The 21,822-nt window shown below is 64.5% G+C and carries 15 protein-coding genes and 2 pseudogenes; 10 read left to right on the forward strand and 7 right to left on the reverse strand.

Annotated features, from left to right (window positions below; genetic code table 11):
• Positions 1 to 271 precede the first annotated feature (271 nt).
• On the reverse strand, positions 272 to 1,894 hold the full coding sequence (locus KY501_RS12210; RefSeq protein ID WP_224363051.1) for a sensor histidine kinase: 1,623 nt from the start codon (positions 1,892 to 1,894) through the stop codon (positions 272 to 274).
• Positions 1,895 to 2,239: 345 nt separating this feature from the next.
• Here KY501_RS12210 and KY501_RS12215 point away from each other — a divergent pair, with 345 nt between their 5' ends.
• The 3 genes from KY501_RS12215 (at position 2,240) to KY501_RS12225 (ending at position 7,552) form a co-directional block, all read left to right on the forward strand.
• Entirely contained in the window at positions 2,240 to 4,030 is a 1,791-nt protein-coding gene (locus KY501_RS12215) for an NACHT domain-containing protein (protein ID WP_224363052.1), read from the forward strand.
• A complete protein-coding gene (locus KY501_RS12220; protein WP_224363053.1) occupies positions 4,030 to 6,381 on the forward strand; it encodes a hypothetical protein in 2,352 nt (783 codons plus the stop codon). Before KY501_RS12215 ends, KY501_RS12220 begins: the two co-directional genes overlap by 1 nt.
• Before the next feature lie 154 nt (positions 6,382 to 6,535).
• A complete protein-coding gene (locus KY501_RS12225) occupies positions 6,536 to 7,552 on the forward strand; it encodes a tetratricopeptide repeat protein (protein WP_224363054.1) in 1,017 nt (338 codons plus the stop codon).
• 16 nt (positions 7,553 to 7,568) lie between these two features.
• Here KY501_RS12225 and KY501_RS12230 read toward each other — a convergent pair whose 3' ends face one another.
• Positions 7,569 to 8,498, reverse strand: coding sequence for a hypothetical protein (locus KY501_RS12230; protein WP_224363055.1), 930 nt, complete (start codon positions 8,496 to 8,498; stop codon positions 7,569 to 7,571).
• A gap of 76 nt (positions 8,499 to 8,574) precedes the next feature.
• Between KY501_RS12230 and KY501_RS12235 the strand changes: the two genes are divergently transcribed.
• Positions 8,575 to 8,721, forward strand: coding sequence for a hypothetical protein (locus KY501_RS12235; RefSeq protein WP_224363056.1), 147 nt, complete (start codon positions 8,575 to 8,577; stop codon positions 8,719 to 8,721).
• 67 nt (positions 8,722 to 8,788) lie between these two features.
• On the opposite strand, the pseudogene KY501_RS12240 reads toward KY501_RS12235, so the two are convergent.
• Positions 8,789 to 9,095, reverse strand: a pseudogene (locus KY501_RS12240) (tyrosine-type recombinase/integrase); the annotation flags it as partial.
• A 366-nt stretch (positions 9,096 to 9,461) separates the two neighbouring features.
• Here KY501_RS12240 and KY501_RS12245 point away from each other — a divergent pair.
• From KY501_RS12245 to KY501_RS12255, 4 genes and pseudogenes are all read left to right on the forward strand, one after another.
• Positions 9,462 to 9,887: pseudogene (locus KY501_RS12245) on the forward strand (phage major capsid family protein); the annotation flags it as partial.
• Between the two features lie 149 nt (positions 9,888 to 10,036).
• A complete protein-coding gene (locus tag KY501_RS53070; RefSeq protein WP_255636426.1) occupies positions 10,037 to 10,168 on the forward strand; it encodes a hypothetical protein in 132 nt (43 codons plus the stop codon).
• 101 nt (positions 10,169 to 10,269) lie between these two features.
• Entirely contained in the window at positions 10,270 to 11,169 is a 900-nt protein-coding gene (locus KY501_RS12250) for a DUF6310 domain-containing protein (protein ID WP_224363057.1), read from the forward strand.
• Position 11,170: 1 nt separating this feature from the next.
• Positions 11,171 to 11,932, forward strand: a complete 762-nt coding sequence (locus tag KY501_RS12255) for a DUF5953 family protein (RefSeq protein ID WP_224363058.1) — start codon at positions 11,171 to 11,173, stop codon at positions 11,930 to 11,932.
• A gap of 133 nt (positions 11,933 to 12,065) precedes the next feature.
• Here the strand turns inward: KY501_RS12255 and KY501_RS12260 are convergent, their stop codons facing one another.
• Both KY501_RS12260 and KY501_RS12265 read right to left on the reverse strand, forming a co-directional pair.
• Positions 12,066 to 13,592: an SDR family NAD(P)-dependent oxidoreductase gene (locus tag KY501_RS12260; protein ID WP_373691588.1), complete on the reverse strand. Its 1,527-nt coding sequence runs from the start codon at positions 13,590 to 13,592 to the stop codon at positions 12,066 to 12,068.
• A gap of 133 nt (positions 13,593 to 13,725) precedes the next feature.
• Positions 13,726 to 15,492, reverse strand: coding sequence for a Kelch repeat-containing protein (locus KY501_RS12265; protein ID WP_224363060.1), 1,767 nt, complete (start codon positions 15,490 to 15,492; stop codon positions 13,726 to 13,728).
• A 257-nt stretch (positions 15,493 to 15,749) separates the two neighbouring features.
• Between KY501_RS12265 and KY501_RS12270 the strand changes: the two genes are divergently transcribed.
• Positions 15,750 to 17,087, forward strand: coding sequence for a serine/threonine protein kinase (locus tag KY501_RS12270; RefSeq protein WP_224363061.1), 1,338 nt, complete (start codon positions 15,750 to 15,752; stop codon positions 17,085 to 17,087).
• A 35-nt stretch (positions 17,088 to 17,122) separates the two neighbouring features.
• Here KY501_RS12270 and KY501_RS12275 read toward each other — a convergent pair whose 3' ends face one another.
• Positions 17,123 to 19,255, reverse strand: a complete 2,133-nt coding sequence (locus KY501_RS12275) for a pectate lyase-like domain-containing protein (RefSeq protein ID WP_224363062.1) — start codon at positions 19,253 to 19,255, stop codon at positions 17,123 to 17,125.
• 221 nt (positions 19,256 to 19,476) lie between these two features.
• Complete coding sequence (locus KY501_RS12280) at positions 19,477 to 20,979, reverse strand: hypothetical protein (protein WP_224363063.1); 1,503 nt, start codon at positions 20,977 to 20,979, stop codon at positions 19,477 to 19,479.
• A gap of 116 nt (positions 20,980 to 21,095) precedes the next feature.
• On the opposite strand from KY501_RS12280, the gene KY501_RS12285 reads away from it, so the two are divergent.
• Positions 21,096 to 21,638 carry an AAA family ATPase gene (locus tag KY501_RS12285; RefSeq protein WP_224363064.1) on the forward strand — a complete coding sequence of 181 codons (543 nt, stop codon included), beginning with the start codon at positions 21,096 to 21,098 and terminating at the stop codon, positions 21,636 to 21,638.
• Positions 21,639 to 21,822 lie beyond the last annotated feature (184 nt).

Raw genomic sequence — 21,822 nt, forward strand, 5'->3', positions numbered from 1 at the left:
AGCCTGTGCCTGATCAGCCCAAGCCCATGCCTGATCAGCCCAAGAAGTATCCACCCGGTCCCTGTCACGAACAGCCCATGTGCGAACTGGATCAGCTCCAGGGATGGGAGACGGAGATCTACGTGGGGCCCGGCGCGACGCTGATGGTATCCCGGAGGGGGGGGAGAAGCCCTGAAGCCCATCTACGGAAAGGGCAAGTCCATGATCAAGCTGGACCCCTCGGTCCTGAAGGAAATGGACACATTTCAGATCTTCTGCCACTGATCCGCACTCACTCATGGACTGGGCAACGGGTGATGGGTGTGGTCCCCGGAGGGAGAGGCATCTCATTGAGGGTGAAGGAGAAGCAGGCTCCCTGTCCGGGCTTGCCCTCTCCCCAGATGCGCCCGCCGTGACGGCGGATGATGCGCTGCACGGTGGCCAGGCCCACGCCGTTGCCCTCGAACTCAGCCTGCGCGTGCAGCCGCTGGAAAACGCCGAAGAGCTTCTGCTGGTACGCCATGTTGAAGCCGGCGCCGTTGTCCTTCACGAAGTAGGTGCGCACGCCTTCGCCCTCCAGCTTCACGCCCAATTCGATCTCGGCCACCGGGCGATCGCGCGTGAACTTCCAGGCGTTTCCCAGCAGGTTCTCCAGCACGGAGCGCAAGAGCCGCGGATCGCCATGATCCACCAAGCCCGGCTGGAGGGTGAAGCGCACGGTGCGTTCGGGCTGCTGGTCCTGGAGTTGCTCGGCGATGGCGCGGGCCATGGACGACAGATCGCACTGGATGGCCACCAACGCGGTGCGGCTGATCCGAGAGAGCGCCAGGATGCCGTCGATGAGCTCGGCCATGCGCTGGGCCCCGCCGCGGATGCGCCGCAAGTAGTCCAGTCCCTGCTCGTCCAGGCTGGCGGCGCAGTCCTCGGCCAGCGCGTCGCTGAAGCTGGACAGGCTCCGCAGCGGAGCGCGCAGATCGTGGGCCACGGAGTAGGCGAACGCCTCCAACTCGCGATTGGAGAACTCGAGTTGCAGGGTCCGCTCGGCGATGCGGCGCTCGAGTTCCGCGTTGAGCTTGCGCGCCTGCTCCTCGGCATTGCGGCGCGCGGTGATGTCGGCGATCGTGGCCAGCGCGCCCGCGTAGCGGCCCTGCTCATCGTGGAAGGGAGAGGTGGACATGTTGGTCCAGATGGCAGTCCCGTCCTTGCGCTGAAACTTGAAGTCCATGACCTCCGAGATGCCCTGGTAGCGTCGCTGTATGCTCTCCTGGGCGAGCCGTTGTCCCTCTTCGTCCATGAACGAGAAGAGGGGCCGGCCGATCATCTCCTCCACGCTGTAGCCGAGCATCTCCGCCATGAAGCGGTTGACGTAGGTGGTGCGGGCCTCGGCATCGATGGTCCAGATGCCCTCGCGAGCGATCTCCACCAGGAGTTGGAAACGCCGCTCGGTGCGGCGCTTCTCCTCATCGCGCTGGCGCTCCTTGTCCATGTCCTTGATGAGGACCATACCGCCGATGATCCGCTCCTGATCATCTCGTAGGGGGGCGCAGTGGCAGCGGATGTGCCGGCCCTGCGGCACGTTCTCGTTGCGGACGAACATGTCCACGTCCCGGACGTCCTCTCCCTTCAGGGCGCGCCAGATGGGCATCTGCTCGGCCGGGAAGGGGGTATGCCCATCGGAGTGGAAGATCCCGTACTCGCTCCACGAAGGAGGCGCCGCCGCAGGGGTGGAGGGAGTGACGCCCAACAGCCAGGCGCAGAGGGGGCTGGCGTAGACGAATCTCCCCGTGACATCCGCGATGGTGATGCCCTCGGAGATGTTCTGCAGCAGAGCCTGGATGAGGGCTCGGTGCTGGACGAGGGAGAGTTCCGCGTCCAGCGGGTCCACCGCAGGAAAGGAGTGGGCAGTGGCGCTCATGGGCGCCTCCCCGAGGCAGTCCCCGGCTCAATCCCCGCTGGCTGAAAGGACAGATGCGGGCGCACAGATACCCGTGGAGTGTGTCTGGCTCCTGGCATGAAATCCCCCCCGGCGTGTCACCACGCCTGTCCAACCTGATACATCATTTCGAGCGTGTGAGGGGCTGGCCTGAACGGGCAGGTGAGGATCAGTCGGTCAGGCAGCTGACATTCCCGGTGGTGCGGGTGATGACTGGTGGCGAACAGCCCTTCGACGCGGTGCGGTGCGGCGTGGCCGGCAGGCGGGGGCCGGGCGTACGCGCGAGCTGGGGGTGAGCAGCTCCCGTCTAGGTGTTTAGATGCTCTTGTGAGCACGACGCGAGATCGCCAGGTGGGAGCGGGATACGACTACCAGTGGGACGTCAGTGTCCTGCTGTTGCTTACCGCCGTGCTGACGCCCCAACGCCGTGTGCGCGGAATCGACGAGGACTTCGACTGGCTTGGCCCCATCTCCGGTGTCCACCTGGAGGGAGACAGTGCGCGGGATGCACTGGAGGACTTGACCTTCCATGGTGTGTCCGGGAGGCATCTCCATCTTCAGATCAAGGAGCGTGAGCCCGACGGGACGTCCCGTTGGAAGAAGCGCGACGAGAAGCTCATCGAGTTCATGAATCGGGCAGCCGAGTACGCAGGGGTGCCCGAGCGAAGGTTCTCCTTCCTCACCAACGGGGTCTATGACGCCTCGGTGACGAAGTTGCTTGAAGCTCCGAAGGCGCTCGCGGCCTACCGGGATGCGGAGGTGGCAAAGCACTTCGCCAAGCACCCGGAGCAGATCCAGTCCGTGGAGAGGTACGAGCGGCTTGGGGACACGGTCCGGTTGCGCCGCTTCCTGGATGCCACGGAGTTGGGACCCGATCGGAAACCCATCTCGGGCGTCGCGTACCTGGCCATCCACAGGCTCTACGAGCTGGGAGTTCGCGCTCCGGAGGAGACCTATGGCCGGCTCTACCTGCGCGTGAAGGACCTTTCGATCCAGAAAGGCGGTTCACTCCTTACGGTGGATGAAGTCCGCCGGGAGATCCTCGCGCTCCTGGAACTCTCAGAGGCGGATCTGGCCCGACGACGGCATGTGATCAGTCTGATCGGTTCCCTCGATGACCCGCAGCGCGCCGCGCGGGGCCAGTTCTCCCTGAGCGACATCCGTCACGGCCAGCTCTTCTCCGACGAGGAGGAGTTCCAGCGGGCCGAAGAGATGCTCCGGCGCCACCGCAGGCTCCTGGTGCTGGGTCATCGCGCGTCGGGCAAGACGGTCTTCGTGGGGCAGTTGGGCGTTCGTGCTCAGCAAGCCGGTGCCTTCTCAGCCCTTTGGGACTTCGAGAATCTGGGCATCGATCTTCCAGTCCAGGCGAGTGACTATCTCGCGGATGTAGCGGCCGTCGCGAACGTGAACGGGACGCGGCCTCTGCTCGTCCTTGAGAACGTGCACCTGAACCCGTCCGCGTTCCAGATGGTGCTGACCCTGATGTCCTCCTTTCCCGGAATGGAGCTGCTTGCCACAGCTCGCGGTGATGGGGCTCTCCGAGCGGTCCTCTCCGACGCCCAGATGCGGGAACTGGAGCCGGCGACCCTTCACTTGGAGCGAGGGGCATCTCCTCGGGGGGAGCGTGTCCTGCTATGGCATCTCACCCAGAAGCGGAAGCTGTCCGGGAACGAGTTGCGCCGTGTCTACGCCTCGGTGAGCTGGAGTGATTACGTCGGCGATCTGATAGTGCTCGACGGGGTGTTGAAGGCATACGATTGGGCGAGCTACTCGCTCCCGGCCTGGGCAGTACACGCACGGCTTCAGGAGATGCTCCAGCCGATGTTGAGGGAGAGCAGCGGGGCGGATGATCTGCTCTACCTGCTGGCTGCGCTTGGGCGCTCTGGTGTATCGCTGGACTACAGAGCCGCCGCACGCATACTTGGCCGGTCCGAGGATGAGCTCCGGCGCCTGGTGCTCCTGTTGTCGGACGATGGCCTGATCGTGCTTGAGGCGGGCCAGTCTCTCGTGCGCTTCTGGCACCAGTCCATCGCGCAGCTCTTCTGGGAACTCTTCCGGATCGAGCGAGGCGAACTCGCGCGGGGCGCACGGCAGGTGCTTCGTCTGGAGGAGGCGTGATGCCAGGCGCGAAGCAGACGTTGGCGGACATCGTTGGTGCCGGGCCGGAAGCGGCGTTGAAGGAGACGGCCCAGACACTTGCACAGGCCTTCGTACCCGGCCGCCCTGCCGCTGCGGAGGAGCTTCGCGGCTTCATCCTGGCCGTGCAGGCATGGCTGGACGAAGGGGGCGCCCCTTTCCGCGAGCGGTTGCGGTGGGTGGAGTCGCAGGTCGACCCGTGGCTGCGACAGTTGAATCCAGATGCCGTCTCGGCCATGGCCGCCACGGTGTCCAACATTCGAGAGCGGATCCGGCTGCTAGCGATGTTCTTTGGAACTCCGATGAGGCACTTGCTCTGGAAGGCATTGGAGGACTCCGCAGCCGCATTCGCCGGGCTCCCGGCTCAGGTGACGCCGGAGGAGCAGTCCTCTCGGGAGGAGGCAGCGTTACGGCTGACGGACATGGCCGCCGCGCTGGCCGCTAGGGGAGAGGTGAAGGGGCTGGCGCGAATCCTCTCGCTCCTCCCGGTCTCCTTGACCGAGCAGGTCTTCGCCAGGGCAGGGCAGCTCATCTTCTTCGAGTACTGCGTGGAGGAGTGGGCGCGTGCACTCCCTCTCGCGGAGCCCGGCGTCGCGGATGCATTCGCCGCGGCGTTCGGCCGCAACGAGTCGGTACGGCTTCGCCATCTGCTCGAGGAACTTGTGGAGCATGCCCGGCGCCCGGCGCACCCTGTGCTGCCCAAAGGGCCATCCCGGCGCGAGGTGGAGGAGTGGTTCGTGACCTTTCGCCGGGCTTTGGGAAAGCGCTCACCTCAGCTCCAGCGGCGCGTGGAAGCCTTCACGACCTCGCTGTGGAGCCATGAGCGCGAGCTGGCCGCCATCCTGGCGGCTTACCTCAACGCACGTCCAATCAACCACGAGGAGGTGTTTGATCTGTTCTCCGCGCATTCGGAGAAGCGGAGGGAGGGCCACCCACCCTCCGATTGGAAGAAACCCTCGGTGATGACCTCGATCAGCGGCTCAATGCGCAGCAGATCGCTCTTCTCGGGGCCGGGAGCCAGCCCCAAGTTGGATCCTGCGGACTTCGATTGGAAGCCGGCCATGCGCGGAGTGGCCGAGCCCGTGCTCCGGGAGCTCATCCTGGCCCAGCGCAACCCAGAGTTCGCCCTCTCGTACATCGAGCAGGTCTGGCAGGCCGGTCACCCTGAATTCCATACGCTCTGCGAAAACCTCTCCGCGAGCGCAGTGTTCAGAAACCGGCTCCGGGAGACCTCGAGAACCATGGCCGCTGTCGTACTCATCAATCTCGAGAAGCTCCGGCACCACGCTCCTGCACTGAAGGTGCTGTTCAGCTCGCTCTTCACCGAGCTGTTGCCGGAGGTCCCGGTGGGATTCCTCCGCGGCTTGATGCATGACGTGATCATCTTCGATGAGGGCCTGTCGGAGTTGATGCAGCGAGAACTCAAGCACCGCTTTCCCAAGGTCGAGAGCGTCAATGAGTTGGAGGATCTTCTGGAGTGCGCCAGCGATCTGCTCTCTGACGCGGAGGTGGTCGCGGGGCTGGAGAAGGTTGCACTCCCTGCGCTCTGTCCTGACAAAGACGCCGACGCCGAGCCTCTGAAGGATTGGCTCTACGTGGTTACCCGGCTCACCGAGATGCGAGTCGGTGAGCCCGCCAAGAGGCTTCTGGCCTGTCTGCCCAGAGAGCTGTTCGGACGCATGTATCCCCTCGAGCCATTCGGCTTCAAGGATTACGACACCGAGTGGTTCTGCCTCCGGAGGCAGGCCTTGAAGAACCTCTTCGTCGAGGAATGGGCTCGCCATGAACCGGAGCAGGTCCAGAAGGCACTCCAGGATCACCTCGAGCGTGACTTCAACTTCTGGTGGCGGTGCCACTTCCCCGAGCGTGAACACAATGAGGATGTGACCGCTTCTCCCGTGTATGGCTGGCTCCAGATGGTTGCCACGCACTGTCCTGAGAAGCTCGGCACGTATCTGTCATCCGCGCTTCACCATGCCAGGGCGAGCCGCGGCCCCAATCATGTGGGGCCCAACATCCAGACCGCCGCCAGGCTCGTGAACGCATGGCTGCTCTCACATGGCGAAACAGCCGGGGAGGTGATGTGGAAGCTCCTCCTGGAGCGGTTCGTCCAACTGGCGGAGGATGATTACGAGAGCGCCGCAGCGGTTGCAGCGGTGGAACTGCCGGGACTCCCCGGTGAACTCGCTGCGTTCCGGAAACAAGCGGTGGAGGAGGTCCGGAAAAGGATGCACGCGGCGGGGAGTACCCTCTGGCAGGGGAGCCTCGGGGAGCTGCGGAATTTGCTATCGAAGGAGTCTCCCGAGCTGTTGGCGCTCCTGTCCTCCTCGTGAGCCCGGACCTATGGCCTCAGCCTGGGATTCTTCCCTAGACTTCCGGGCTGGAGAGCAGGAGCGTGTCGCGATGGGTATCTGGGACAAGTTGCTGGGCCGGGGCAGCACCCGCCAAGGATGACAGGAGCAGGTGCGGGGGACCTCGGAGGCTCAGGTGTCCGAGTTGCTCGACGAGGGTGTGAAACGGGCCTCTCGAGGGGATTATGAGGTTGCGGCGGAACGCTTCAACGCGGCGCTCGTGCTCGCACCCAACCACTCTCTGGTGCTGCTCAACCTAGGAAGCGTGTCCCAGGACCAGGGACGCCACGAGCAGCAGGGCGCCAACCGGCCGGAGGTGGTCGAGCAGCATGGCCGCAAGGCCGTGGACTTCTTCGAGAGGGCCCTCGCGGGCACGCCCCCGTTGTCGGCCCATCCCCGGACACAGGTGCTCATTCGCCTGGGGCGGTTGTGCAGCATCCTGGGCGACCACGAGAAGTCGCGCGAGGCCCTCTTTCGAGTTGTTCGCGATGCCGAGGCCAGCGCTCAGGCCAAGGACGCGGCGCGAGACGAGTTGGCCGCCATGCATGAGCGGCTGCTGGGCCTTCACCAGCGTCAGCACTCGGAGACCGAGGTGCGGCGCTACAACGCGCTTTGGGAGGAGGCCACCTCGCCCATCCAGGACTTGCTGGGAGGCACCATGGGCCAGCCCTCCGCGGGGGATGTGCGCCGCCTGGAGTCAGCGCGACCGTTGCTCCAGCAAGCGTTGGACCTGGTGCCAGAGAACTGGGCTGCGGCGTGGGTGTTGGGCGTAGTGGAGCGGCGCTTGGGCAACTACCCGCAGGGGTTGCAGTGGCTCAGCCGGGCTTTTGAACTCAACCCTTACAACCCCGACGTAGGCCGGGAGGCGTCTATCTGCGCGGGCCTTGCCGGGCGCATGGAGGATGCGGTGCGTTTCAGCGAGGCCGCCAGTGCGGTGAATCCCGACGATGCGGGACTGCTGGCCAACCTGGCGCTGAACCTGCTGGTGGCCGGGCGCGTCGCGGAAGCATTGCCTCGGGGGCGGGAGGCTGTGGCTCGCGCTCCTGGTGATTCGATTTCTCGGGCGGTGCTCTCGCTGATCGAAGAGGTCTCCTCGGGAAGGATGTCCCTCGATGAGGCGAGGCAGAAGGCGCTCTCGTCGAATAGGCCGTGACCCCACGCCCGTGAAGTCACGCGGCGGTGTAGCTGTTGAGGGCGATGACGGAGTAGGCGTTGTATCCCATCAAGTCCGCCATCTGCGAAAAGAAGCCCTTGAAGCCCTGAAGCTTGGTCTGCTTGTTTTGCCCCTTCCAGCAGAACACCCCCCGATTCGGGTCGAAGAAGTAGAGGATGTCGCTCTTGTAGAGCAGCCCCAGCGTGTGCCCCGAACCGCCATTGCCCATCAGGTGGATGAGCACGGCTGTACCGGCTCCCCACTCACTGGCTGCGGACTTGATGAACTGGCTGATGACCGCGCTCCGTGCCGCGACCGCCGTTGTCCCGAAGTCGCGGATCAGGGTTGTCCCCGCGCCGTACGAGGCCTGGAACATCGAAGACTCCAACTGCCGCAGCCGTGCGAACTTGCCGAACGACCATTGCAGGTCGTTCTTCTCGTTATCGGCCAGCGCGTCGAAGCGCTCCGGAGCGAGAATGCGCCCGGACTGCACGGAGGCGTGCCGTGGATCCGCGCGCAGCGACGCGAACGCCGCGCGCAGGTCCGCTCGGCCCATGTCGTTGGAGAATGGCTGATTCGCCATGTCCCGAGCCTGCAACCAGCGGTGCTGCTCGTTGGCCATCACCAGATACTGCGCGCGCATGAATCGCCCGATCCGATCCGTGCGGGCTTCGTCGTCCTGGATGTCGTAGAGCCACGAGGAGATCGCCTGCTCCGTGGCCCGAGTGCCACAGAGCCGCAGCCACTCGGCCACCAGCGCATGACAGGCGTTACCACGCTTGTAGATCCGATCCAGGGTCGCATCCTCACTCTGGAAGTAGGGGATGAGCACCTTGCCATCGAAGCGCCTGGCGAGCCTGTCGAACGCCTCGGCGTTCTCGGTGGTGAGACGGCCCAGCGCGAGGAACCTGGCATTGGCTTGAGGTGACAGGTGATAGTTCGGCATGGCCCCAATTATCTGAGGCCGAGCAGCGAAGTACAGGACGCCATTGGTGGTCCCAGCCGCCGGAGGAGGAGAGACCATGAGCCGCCACACCCTGGAGGAGTTCATCCAGCAGACGTCCCAGAAGGATCAGCAGCAGGGAGTGCTCGAGGCGGGATGGCGGAGGGAATCAGGCCTTGCCTGTGACGCGCACTGTGAAGGTCGTCGACTGCCCTTGGTGATTTGATCGCACTCGCCGGAAGCGCCAAGCGGTGGGTTCGATTCCCGCCGCCTCCACACTTTCTACGGCGTGATCACGGGTGGTTAGCAGTCCATTCCATCCGTGTTGCGTCAGTGTTGCGTGCCGGCGCAAGAGGCAGATCGAGAACACCGATCGTCTCTCGCCGGGTGTCGGGGCTCAGGTGGGCGTAGCGCATCGTCATGTCGATCGTGGCGTGCCCCATCAACACCTGGATCACCTTGAGCGAGACGCCACGCATCGCGAGATGGCTGCCGTAGGTGTGGTGCAGGTCGTGCCAGCCGATCCGCTCGGCTGATGCCCGCCCGCTTGAGGGGGCGACGCAGCGGTCGCTCCATCTTGCCCGCCGTGAGCGGCTGCCCGCTGAGCCGATGGACGTCGGCTCCTCCGCGCCGCGAAGTGCCCGCGCTACTCGCGGCCTACGCCGAAATGTCCTGGCTCGGGGCGATCGTCGACACGGTCGGCGATGCTTTAGCTGACGTGACGTGGCGCGCGTTCCAGCGGCGGGACTCCACGGCGGAGAGTTCTTTGCCGTCGTTGAGGAGATCGCAGGTGTGCCGGTCGGTCTGTGGCCGGTGCCGCCCGATTGCGTGCTCGCGCTCCCCGACCTGAGCAAGCGGAAGCCCGAGCGCACGTTCACGATCACGGCGGGCGGGCGCATGTTCACGATCACGGCCGCGAGCGTCGTCGACGTGAAGCGCCTAACCCGGATCGGTCATACAGAGGATCTCACCGCTGCTCAGGTCTTCGCGAGCACGGGCACGACCGCCGACGCCTACCTTGCCGACATCGACAAGGCGGTTGAGCTGCCGCTGACCGCGTAAGTGCGGATGGGCACTGCGGCATGGGTGATCCACCCGACCCGCGCGACGGCGCTGATGCAGCTCAATGACACGGGGATCTTCATCTTCCATCAGGAGATGCTCGACAAGGGGACGATCCGCGGCTTCTCCTTCATAATGACGACGCGCGTCCCCACGACGCGGATTACGTTCTCCGCCGACTGGCGTCAGTACCTCTGAGGGATCGACGAGGATCTGAGCCTCTCCGAGCACAACACCCGCGCCGAGTACGACGAGACGACGAACCGCGCGATCATGATGGGCGACTTCAAGCTGCGCCAGCCGAAGGCGTTCAGCTCGATCACCTACTAACCCGACGGCGTGACACAGGGGCAGCTCGCACAGTGCATACGGTTGCCTTCGGGCATTCTCGCCGGCCGGGCATGCACGTTCGTGCGGGTCGCGAGGAAAACTGCCAGTCAAGCGCGGTCGGCGCGGGCCGCACGCTGGATCCTGACTTGATGAAGGGGCACCCTGGGGGATGGGAGAACGCTCTGCTCGTCGCGTACCTGCTGCCCACCGGGCAGGTCGCGGCGTACAGCGTGCCGCTCGCCAGGGGCGCGCTTATCTGGGGCGGAAAGGTGTACCGCTGAGAGGCGCGTGTCGGGGCTCGCGGGGGCTTCACCGCAAGTCGCTTTTCGTTGAGACTGGGCCCCAGTGTGAATCCCCGCGCATGATTGAAAGGACGTGGGCCATGTCCCCCCGAACTTGCAGTGCCCTGCTCCTGTTCCTGCTCTCGGCCTGCGCGACGATGGATCCGAGCACGGGAGAGGTAGAGGCCCCGAGCCCGAGACTCGCCAATCTTCAGCGTGCGGCACTATACCCCTGGACAGATGATGGCCAGTGTGTGCTGCGCGAAGCCTCCAACGAATGGCCCATCCTTGCGGAGCGGTGCTTTCACGCGCTCGATCGCGACAGGGTCAGGTTTCGGGATGACAACAAGAAGTGCGCCGTTGCCTATGCGGATGCAGCCGCCCCCGCGGTTGTAGCCCTCTGTGTCTTTGCGGCACCCGAGATCGTCGTCGGTGCAGTGATTGTTGTTGGCGCGGTGGTGGTAGCAGCCGCCATCCAAGAGGGGATTGATGCTTATCAACGGAACGCATCCCGCGAACGCGCGAAGCCCAAGGATCAAACGCGACCTGCGCAGAAACCCGTGACGAAGAGTGAGCCGAAGCCGAAAGACCTGGGTCCGGACTGGATCCCACCCGTAACATCCGATTCAACGGAGCGCCCGGAATGCAAGCCCGTCCCGGTGCCGCACGCGGGCGGCAATGACCCTCACAACGACTGCGCCGACCTCATTCCACAGAACAGCTTCCCGGGCTGGGATGTGCTCGTTAATGGCAAGCAATTCGATGCACTTCAACTAACCACGCGCACGCTATGGGACGTTAAGACTGATAACTTCGACATACACTCGACTCGGTCTCAGGATTTTTTCGTGAGAGTGAAGCTGCCGGAATTGCGGCGCGAAGCCAGGCTTGCCGAGGAGTGCGGATATAACTTTATCATTGGCGTGAAGAGCGCTGCGCATAAGAGCGCGATCGAGAGCATGGATAAGAACCTCAATGTCGTCGTCATGAATTGGTGCTAAAATGACACTCGTGCAGCGGAGTGACTTCCGCATTACCGTCAATGCTCCTGCGCTTGTTGACGATGATGGGCGCCCGCTTGCCATTGTTCATGGAATGGAGAGTGCGTTTCCTGGATTGAGTTTGGGGTGGACGACTTCAGAGAAGAACGATCTGATCCCACTGCCTCACCGCGATCAATGGGTCGCGTCCAATAGGACTGATGGCGGGTTTCCGTTCCTTTGCAACGATGACGACAACCAACCTGTGACGGTGACCGGTTTGGAAAACCCGCGGGGACTTGCCGCAGGAAGCCCGCCACATTTTGAAGTTCATGCGTCGCTGCCACCACAGGCAGCCAGCCTCGGCGTGGCAGCAGATGTGCTGGCAGCCATTGGAGAAGGCGCACACGGGTACTGGGGGCACGCCACTCCATTCAGCGCGACCGTGGCGATTTCGCGGCAGACGATCGATCCAGTGCGGAAGCCAGGAATTCCGCCATGGGGGCTGCCAGCGCTCAGGTTCCCAGACTACATCCGCGCGCCCGAGATTCCGCATAACCTCGGATGGCTGAACTATTGGTCTGCCGCTGCCGCGAAAGCCATCGGGTTCCCGGACCCGGCTCGCGACGCCGAGTTGCTCAAGCGGGCGCGTCGCACGCCGTCGGGCGGATGGGTCGTGCAACTCACCGATGCGCCGCTCGACCTCGACAACCCCACCCACCTGGACGTGCTCAAACGCGCCTACGAGCGCTTCCCGGTGATCGGCGGGCGCGACTCACCGTGACCGCTCGGCTCGGGGCACACTGCGCGAGCGCTGGCGATGGATTGATCAGTCTGATCTCTCTCTCCTTGGTGGCTTGCATCACAACCCGCCGGGCAGACGTTGCTGATTTCCCCTCGAAATGAACGCGCTGCCCTCACCAGGCGGTGTGGCGATAATCTTTGAAGAAGTTGCCCCAGACGAACTGGCCCGTGTTCTCCGAGGAGATGACCGGATCCACCACGCGCGCCGCGCCATCCACGATGTCCAGCGGCGGGTGAAAGTCGAGATCCTGCTGCTTGCGATTCGCGAACACCACTGGGTCCTCGTCGGTCACCCAGCCGGTGTCCACCGCGTTCATGAAGATGCGGTCCTTCGCGTAGTCCGGTGCGGAGGTCAGCGTCATCATGTTCAACGCGGCTTTCGCCATATTGGTGTGCGGGTGCTTGTCCGTCTTCGTCCCGCGCGAGAAGCTGCCCTCCATCGCGGAGACGTTCACGATGTGGCCGGGCGAGGAGCGGTCGCGCATCATCAGCGGCTTCAGCTTCCCGCAGAGGATGAACGGCGCCACCGCGTTCACCAGGTGGACCTCCAGCATCTCCGCTGTGGAGACCTCGGCCAGCTTCATCCGCCAGGAGTTCATCAGCCGCAGGTCGACCTGCTGCAGATCCGCGTCCATCTTCCCCTCGGGAAAGAGGGAGCGCGTGTCACTCTCCTGCTCGAGCGCGTACGGGAGCAGCGATAGCGCGGCGGAGGAGTGGATGCCAAGCGCGGGATCACTGCTGCGCCAGGTGGGCCCGACCACCGAGGTGCCGGTGCCTGCTGTCCCCAGGGTGGAGCGCATCGCCTCGACGCACTGCTCGTGTCCAGCGAAGAGTGGGCGAGCCTCTGCCGGGAGCTCCTCGAAGCGGCGCAGCTCGCCCTCCAGCAGGTGCGCGTAGAAGCCCGGAGGGCGGCGCACCGTCTGCGCGGCATTGTTGATGAGGATGTCCAGCCGCGGGTGCACCTGCTCCAGGTGCCGTGCGAAGAGCTCGACGCTGGGGGCGTGCCGCAAGTCGAGCCCATGAAGTTGCAGCCGATGCGACCACTCCCCGAAGTCAGGCTCTCTCATGTAGCGCTGCGCGGCGTCCTTCGGAAACCGGGTGGTCGCAATCACCTGCGCGCCCGAGCGGAGCAACATCAGCGATGCTTGATAGCCGATCTTCACGCGCGCGCCGGTGATCAACGCGATCTTCCCGGACAGCGGAGCCCGCTGGGTTCGCTTGGCGTAGTTGAAGTCCGCGCACGTGCCGCACATCGAGTCGTAGAAGAAGTGCAGCTTCCGGAACATCTCCTTGCAGAGGTAGCACTTGCGAGGGACTTCGAGAATCCGCTCGGGCTCTTCCGTGGGCGGCGGCGGGGGCAGGGGTGGTGCCGAGAACACGGCGGTGCCGCGCAGCGTCCGGATCCCGGCCGTCGCGCGGACGACGCGGTCGTTGTCGTGCTTCGCCTGCTTCCGCTCGCGCCTCAGCGCCTTCACGAATTGTGACTTCGCCCGTCGATCCGGGTGTAGCACGCGCGAGGCAGCGGACAGGAGCGCGATCCGATCCGGCTCTGGGAGACGCGCCAGCAGGAAGCGGTCCTCCCCCATGGCCTCGAGCAAGCGCGTGCACCGGCGCACCTCGTCCAAATCGTCCGGTGGCATTGAAGCTATCTGGAAGTTCTTCATTTCTAGGGTGCATACCTTCGTGGGAAGAGAGAGGAAAGGGCATCCGCGTGGGGACCTTGTTGGGGCGCGGCACCGGCGAGGCCTTCCAGCTCAATGACGTGGAATCCATTCAGGTGCCCGATGCGGGCGTGAATAGCTCAGCGGAGGAGAGCGGCGCGATGGTGGTGTCCTGCTGGCCGCCAACGACGAGGATGCGCCCCTCTGGCAGCACCGTGGCCGAGAGGTTGCGGCGCGCTGTGCCCATCGTGGGCGCCTGCGTCCAGGTGCCCGTAGCGACATTGTAGCTCTCCATCGTGGAGGTGATCGCTCCAGAGCCGTCCGTGCCGCCTAGCGCCAGCACTCGGCCCGAGGGCAGCATCGCGACGGTGAACTCACTGCGCGCCGTCGTCAGCGAGCCCGTGGTCGTCCACGTGCCGGTAGCGGGGTTGTACAGCTCGGAGATTGCGGTGGGGACGCTGCTGGGCGTGAGTCCACTCACCACGAGGACCTGACCGTTCGGAAGCAACGCCGCCCCATGCCCGTAGTGACGAGAGTTCATCGTGCCGGTGGCTGACCAGGTGTTGGCGACCGGGTCATAGAGCTCGGCGGTGGCCAGCGCTTGCCCCCCCGTGTGTCCGCCCGCGACCAGCACTCTTCCGTCCGGCAGCAGGGTCGCGGTGTGCCCGAAGCGGCGCGTGGACATGGAAGGCCCCGACGTCCAAGTGTTGGAGCTCGGATCGTAGAGCTCCGTGGTCGTCATCCCCTGGGTGCCATCGAAGCCGCCGGTGACGAACAGGCGCCCGTCGTTCAGCGTCGTCACGGTGTGGCGGAAGCGGGCCGCCGACATGGACGCTGCGGCGCTCCAGGTGCCCGTGGTGACGTCATACTGCTCGGTGGTCGCTGTAGGGACGTTGCTGATCTCCCCTCCCGTGACGAGCACCTTGCCGGAGCTCAGGAGCGTGGCACCGTGTCCGTAGCGCTTCACGGACATGGAGGCCGTGGGCGCCCAGGTGCGCGTGGCGGGCGAGTAGAGGGCCGCGCTGGCTGTCCACCCCACGCTGTCGGATCCGCCCGCTACGAGCACCCGGCCATCCGCCAGCAGCGTCGCGGAGTGCTTCGTGAGGGCAGAAGGCAGGGAGCTGGTGTTCGCCCAGGCATCCAGAGGCGAGAGGGCTGGCCAGGTGTAGCCGACCTGGAGTTTGGGGCGCCGGCTGGCGACTGCCTCCTCACGCGAGTAGTAATCCGACGAATACCAACCCTGGTTTCGAAGCACGAACGAGATCCGTCGGTCCACGGTGTCCAAGGAACCCTGGACGACGGGGATGAGGCTTGGATCTTCGTTCACGCCGAGTTTGTCCTCGATCACGTTGCCGCCGGGGCCCCACAGGAACCACGAACCTAGAGGACCACCGGAAGAGGGCGGCCGGTTGTTGTAGGTGATGGTGTACTCACCCCACGAGTTGTCTGGGACAAGGTACGTGTAGACGTTGCCGTCACCGCCACCGGCGCCAACCCAATAGGACGTGGCCGAGAGTTTCACCGAGTGGACCTGCACACCGGTGGGGAGGCTTCCCAGGTTGAAGCGCAGGTAGATCTCATATGGGAACCAGGGATTGATGCTGAGGCTGCCGGCGGCGCCGAAGTTGTCGTTCTCCTCGTAGAACCCCCTCTTGGTGTAGCTGTCCGCCTCGGGCTCGAGCACCTGGACGAACTCGCATGAGCCGCTCACCCCGCTACTCGCGCAGTCCACCTTCTGTGCCACCACGGAGAGGGGCTCCCGAGGCGCAGAGGGAGCGCTGGTAGCAATGGGATCGCAGCCGGCTGCCGTCAGGGCGAGCGCGGCAGGCACTCCCAGGCGACGCCAAGGTGAGCGAGCAAGATGCTTGGGAAAGGGCATGGCGGCAGGGTCTCCATCGAACCCATTCATGGGTTCTCAAAGGATGTTCCCGGAGCATGCCCATCCGCGGTCCCTCAAGAAAGGCCAATAAAGGGCCCGTGGAACGCGCGTCAGGGCCGCAGCGGTACCCACCGTGGCGCCAACCCATCAGGACGGATGTTGTGCAACCGACCTGGTAAGTAGGGTAGGGTGTCGGCCCGCTCTGCCGGAGGCTCGCCATGAATCGCACCCCGCCTGATTCGAATGCTGGAGGACTCGTGAGTGACACGGAGGTTCCCCGTGTTGAACGCTTCACTGTGGGGCCGTGGCTCGTGCTGGATGAGGTCGATGCAGGGAGCTGCGGCTTCGTCTTCCGGGCCCGTGATGCACACCAGCAAGGCGGGCCTCTGGTGGCGCTGAAGGTGGCGCGCCATCCGCGAGATAGCCGCTTCGCGCGTGAGGTGGAGGCGCTCCAGCGCGTGCAGCACTTCAGCCTTCCCAGGCTGGAGGGGCATGGCGAGTGGGCGCACTCCGAGGGGCAGCGCCACCCATACATCGCCATGGAGCTGGTTCAAGGCCTGTCGCTCTACGCATGGGCGAAGGAATCGCAGGCGACGTCTCGGCAGTACTTGCGAGTGCTGGCTCAGGTGGCTCGAGCCCTGGCGGCACTGCATGCGGCTGGCTTTGTGCACCGCGATGTGAAGGGGGACAACATCGTCGTCACTCCCGAAGGGCGAGCAGTGCTGCTGGATCTGGGGTGCTGTTGGTATCCGAGCGCTACTCCTCTCACCGAGACGGCCATGCCTCCGGGCACCACGCCGTATCGGCCGCCGGAGATGCTGCGTTTCGCATGGCGCTTCCGCAAAGACCCGAAGGCCCGGTACGCGTCCCATCCGGCAGATGACCTCTACTCACTGGGAGTCGCAGCCTACAAGGCGCTGACAGGCAGCTATCTGCCACCGGTGACCGAGAGCGAGGAGGTACGAGCCAGGATTGTTCCTCCGAGTCAGTGGTGCACGTGCGCTCCGGAGTTGGAGGCCCTGGTGATGTCCATGCTGGCCGATCGTAAGAGCGATCGTGGCACGGCCATTGGACTTGCGGAGGCGTTGGAGGTGGCTGCTCGTGGAGGTGCCCACCTGGATCAGCGCGTGGAACTCCGTGGTTCCTCTTCCAAAGAAAACCGGACCCACGAATCGAGTTTACATGCATGGCTCCCTTGGGTCAGCGCCGGCATCGTGAGCGGGTGGATGGCGCTGGGAGCCGGGGCGATGTGTGGCTCGCCCCGTCCGGAGCCTCTGCCTGTTGCGTCGGACTGGCACACTCCGTCCGTAGACGTGCCGGATGCAGGAGTTGGAGAGGAAGCTCTACTCTCTCTTGTTCAGACTTCGAGGCCCATTGCGCCAGCATCCTCGGTGGCGCTTCCCATGCCGAAGGCGCCTCAGCCAGGTCAGAAGAAGCCTCCCTGTGAGCCACGGTCGGAAGTGGTCGTGATGGGAGTGTGCTGGGTCGTGTTGGGGGTGCGGCCTCCCTGCGAGACTGCCGGCTACGAGTACGACGGCAAGTGCCTCCGCGCGACATTCGACGCCCCGCGTGACCCGACCTCTGGAGGGCAGTAACTCCAGAGGCCGGGTCACCGTGGACTGGCAGTCAATCAGTACGACGACTTGGCCGTCATGTTCTGGTTGGTGACGGCCGTGCCCGTCCCGTTGATGATGTGGTTGATCGCCGCGCCCGCCGTGCTGCCAAGGAACACGCTGATCATGTGCTGGAACTTCACTCCACTATTCGAGGGCGACTCGATGGCGTTCTCCAGCACCACCGGGTTGTAGAATACGGAGTACACACCAAGCCCCCGGGCGTCATGGCTCGTCACCGTGCTGGCGACCTTGTAGGACGCGTAGCCATTCACGCCATCGTGCGTCCACGAACTCTGGTTTGGAACGTCGTAGGGGATCTCCGACTGGTAGAAGTAGGTCCGGCCCCCATTGCCATTCCAGAGCGTCTGGTAGCCCTCGAAGTGCTCCACGAAGAGACCGTACGCCGTCACGTTGTTGCCATTGACGGTGATGCCGTTGGTGCTCTTGTTCGTGGTCCAGCCCACGCCGTTGCCATGGTCGGCGCGCCACAGCCAGGTGTTGTCGAGCAGCACGTCATTGCTGTTGACGGTGACACAGCTCGTGGCGAGCCCGGCCCGCGCTCCGCCCACGCGGCACGCGACGTCGAAGAGCGCCGTGGGGTTGGCCGCGTGGCTGACCGTGCTCGTCGCGCTGCCCACCTTGAGCAGCACCGGAGAGTTGGTGGCACCCGCGTCGAAGAGCACTCCAGCCACGGATACGCCATCCACGTCCGCGATCGTCATGGCCACGTTGCCCTGATCCGGAATGAGCGTAGCGAGGCCGAGCCCCAAAATGATCGTGTTCGGGTTGTTCACCTGGAGGCTGCTCGCCAGGTGGTAGATGCCCGGGGTGAGGATGAGGTGCTTACCCGCGCTCAGCGCGGCGTTGAGCGTGTCGGCGTTGTCCCGGTCCGAGCGGGCGATGTGGAACTGGTCGATGGACAGGACCGTGCCCGCGGTCGTCCCGGCGCTCCACGTGGTGCCCGTGCTGTTGGTCCTCAGCGACGGGACCATGACCGCGAACTTGCCGGCGCTGTCGATGAACAGGTAGGGCTTCTCGCGGATGGTCGGCGTGGTGGCGACGACCGTGTAGACCTGATTGGGCCAGGTGCCCGACGGCGCCTGGGTGTCACCCACGAACACCATGTTCCAATTCTGGCCCACCCAATTGTTGAGGATGGTGTTGCGGGTGAGGAATTGCTGCTGAGTGCCGGAATTGATGGTGCCGTCGATCTTCGAGTCCGCGATGAAGCCGCCGCTCGACCAGGCATTCTGGTAGGCATTGTCCCAGAGGTTGATGTTTCCCTTGACGTGGATACGGCGCATCGTGGTCGCTTGCGAGACGGCCCACACCTCCGTGTTCGAGTCCTTCGTCGGGACGATGGAGAGGTTCTCCGTGCCGCGCCAGAAGTTCTGCGTGGCATTGCCCTGGAACCAGTCTGCCTTCGAGCGCACGGCGCCGGTGATGGTCACGCTGTCGGGGGACTGCCCGAGCCCGAACACGTTCATGTAGAAACCAACCCGCACGTCCACGTTGTATGCGCCTGGCTTGAAGAAATACGCGTAGCGCTGGTCGCCAAACTGATTCGTCTCCTGTTGCTGGAAGATGCGGTCCAGGTGGCTCTGGATCGTCGCCGCCGGCATGGTGGGATCGAAAACAAAGACATTGGGTCCGAAGTCAGGACCCGCGCCGCCCACCGGACCGCTGGCGACGATGTTCAGCGTGAGCGTCTCCCACTCGCGCGCCGAGGCGCCGTTGGCGGAGACGGTGCTGCCTCCCGCGTTGGCGGCGGAGAGATACTGGCCGCTGATGACTGTCTTCAGGGCGACCTGATCGCCACTGCCGATGGTGCCCGTGCCGTTGAGTTTCACCAGGGTGAACTGCTCCCACGACTGGGGCGAGGGCGAGACGACCTGGATGCTACTGCCGCCACCATTGGTCGCCGACGCCCATTGGCCTCCGTACCCCTGGAGCGTCACCACATCTCCGCTGACGAGCGAGCCACCGTTGACGTCCGTCAGTGTGAACGTCTCCCATTCCTTGGCGGCCGTGCTGTATGCCATCAGCGCGCCATTACCGCCCTGGTCCGCCACGAGGTAATTGCTCGACCAGGTCTTCAGGTTGACAGTCCACTGGGTGGCCATGATCGCCTGCTGCTGGCTGCCCATGGACTGCTCCTGCTCGGCTTCCGGTCCTCCGGCGCAGCTTGCACTGGCAGCCAGCAGGGTCAGGGCCGCCAGTCTTGGGATACGCGACCAGCGGGGCACGACAGGGAACGATGCATTTGGGGGGACTCGGCGCACAACGGCCTCCTCGGGGGTGGTTGGAGAAGGCCGCGTAAATCATTTCCCAGTTTAAACCGCAAGACTTGTTATTCCTGAATTAAGGCTCAGCGCGCTCTCCGCTCCGGAGGAACGAGTGGCTTTGTTTCTGGTGGAGGCAAGTGCCCTTCGAGTGAGGTAGCGGGCAGGGAAGGGGAGAGCGCTCCCACGTAGAACAGGCCGTGGTGGCCCTCCTCGGTAGGCGTTGAGAAGAGCCGGACGAAGGGAGTCTGCCCCGGGGCCTCGGCCACCCGCTCGCTCGGAGAGGCGCCGACGACGGCACACACGAGTTTGGCGTCGCGGTTCAGATCACACCCCCACCTCCGCCCTTGTGCATAGCTGAGATCGAGCACCATCAGCGCGGACTCGGTGCTCTTCATCCGCTTCGCCATGGGGACGAAATCCCGGTCCCAGGCCGTGCCCTCCGTGGTGCGTGTATGGGTGTTTCCGGCCAGGATGATGAAGATCTCCTCGGGCCGAGTCTGGCGCCGCTGCCGCCAGAGTTCCGCCAGCAGGGCGTCGCGCTCGGTGCCAGTGGCTTCGTCCGTGTCAAAGGCCACCACGGTGATGGGCAGGCCGGCGGCGCGCAGAGAGCGGACTCGGTCGATGAGTTCCATGATGGCGCGGCTGCTGCGGCCATCTTGATATGGCCGTCGCCAGAACACGCCGCGCAGCAACTCGTCTTGATCCGCGGGCGCGCCAGGGCTGGCCAGGTAGCGGTGGATGCGCTCCTGTTCAGTTCGAGGAATCGACAGGCCCAGGGCGACGCTGAAGCCGGTCTCGGCGGACTCGCACGCGGCGTCGCCCACGGCCGCCGGCGCCTCGTTACTGCCGAGCTGCTCACCGATGAGCACCGTCAGTCCAGAGCGCAGCAGCTCGCCGAAGCCGCGGACCTTCTGGGGACAGAGCTCCGTGGCGGAGCCCTTCCCGTCGATGTCCTGCTTCCAGCGGTCCAGGTAGAAGTCCGGGGAGCGCAGCGAGGGATGCTCCGATTGAGGGGCCAGCTCCTTGGCGACCACCTCGATGCCCGCTCCGGACTCCAGGCGGAGGGTGAGCTCCTGCTCCAGCTCCGGATCGCGTGTGCCGTGCATGAGGCCGCGCCGCTCGACCATCGCATCCGTCTGGAAGGCCACCCGGGATTTGCCCGTCACCGAGCTTCTGGCGAGCGGGTTGGAGTATTGCTCCCGCTGCTCCATCGCGAGCTTCTGGCCCCCGGTCTTGATCGCGATGTCGTTGCCGAAGACGGCGCGATTCACCCGGAAGATGCGGACCACGGATTGCCGAGGGCCCACACGGATGCCTGAGACGAAGTACCGCGAGTAGATGCCATTGCCCTGGGTCCCCTCGGAAGGTTGGAGCCACGTGGTGAGCAGCTGGCTCTCATCCTCGGTGGGTTCGAAGCCGTACCCCTTCTCGGCCAGTATCTTGCGCGTCTCCGCCAGGGCCTCCTCGAGTGGTTTGAGGAAGACGTGCTCGTAGCGGGCGCTCGTGGGCTCCGTGTCGGGCCGGGCGTTCCGGGCGCACCCGGCTATCAGGGCGAGGAGGCACGAGAGGACGAGTCGCTGGGGCATGCGGGCTCCGGGACGGCGGGTCTCCGGCATCCTAACGCCCCAGCAGCGGCTGCATATCGGGCTCTTGCCACCCACGTGGCTCGACCGGACTCGGACGATCCGAGGTACGAATACGCATGCGCATCGCAATGACAGGCACGCATCGGGTGGGAAAGTCGACGCTCATGGAAGAGCTCGCGGAACGACTCACGGAGTATCGGGCCGTCGATGAGCCGTACCATCTGCTCGAAGAGGAGGGTTACGAGTTCGCTTCTCCACCGAGCTTGGAAGACTTCATCGAACAGCTTCGCCGCTCGATGGAGTTGCTCGCAGACGAGGAGGGCGCGAGCAATGTGCTGTTTGATCGCTGCCCCCTTGATTTCATTGGATACCTCCTGACTCACGAGGAATCCGATGCGTTTGATCTGGAGGAGTGGCTTGCTCCGGTTCGCTCATCCGTTCAGACCCTGGACCTCGTCGTCTTCGTACCCATCGAGGATCGTGATCGCATCCGGATACCCGCGCACGAAGATCCCGAGCTGCGGGCGAGGGTGGACGAGAAACTCGCCTGGATGCTGCTCGACGACCCGTTTGAGTTGGGAGTGGAAGTTCTGTCTGTCCATGGCCCGATGACAGCGCGCGTCACACAGGTCCTCGAGCGTCTGGGGCGAGGGAAGTGATACAAATCGTGACGCATTCAGTCATCAGTTGAGTTGATATGACGCGTTGAGCCGAATTCGTATCGAGGCGGAATTCCAGCCTCAAAACGTTTCATTTCCTGACACTGGCACCCTTCACGATTTTGGTAGCGCTTTCAAAAAAAGGCGCTACTATCTGTGTAATCGGGTCTGCACGCGCTGTCCC

Origin of the sequence: Hyalangium versicolor (genome assembly GCF_020103695.1) — a bacterium.
GTDB lineage: Bacteria > Myxococcota > Myxococcia > Myxococcales > Myxococcaceae > Hyalangium > Hyalangium versicolor.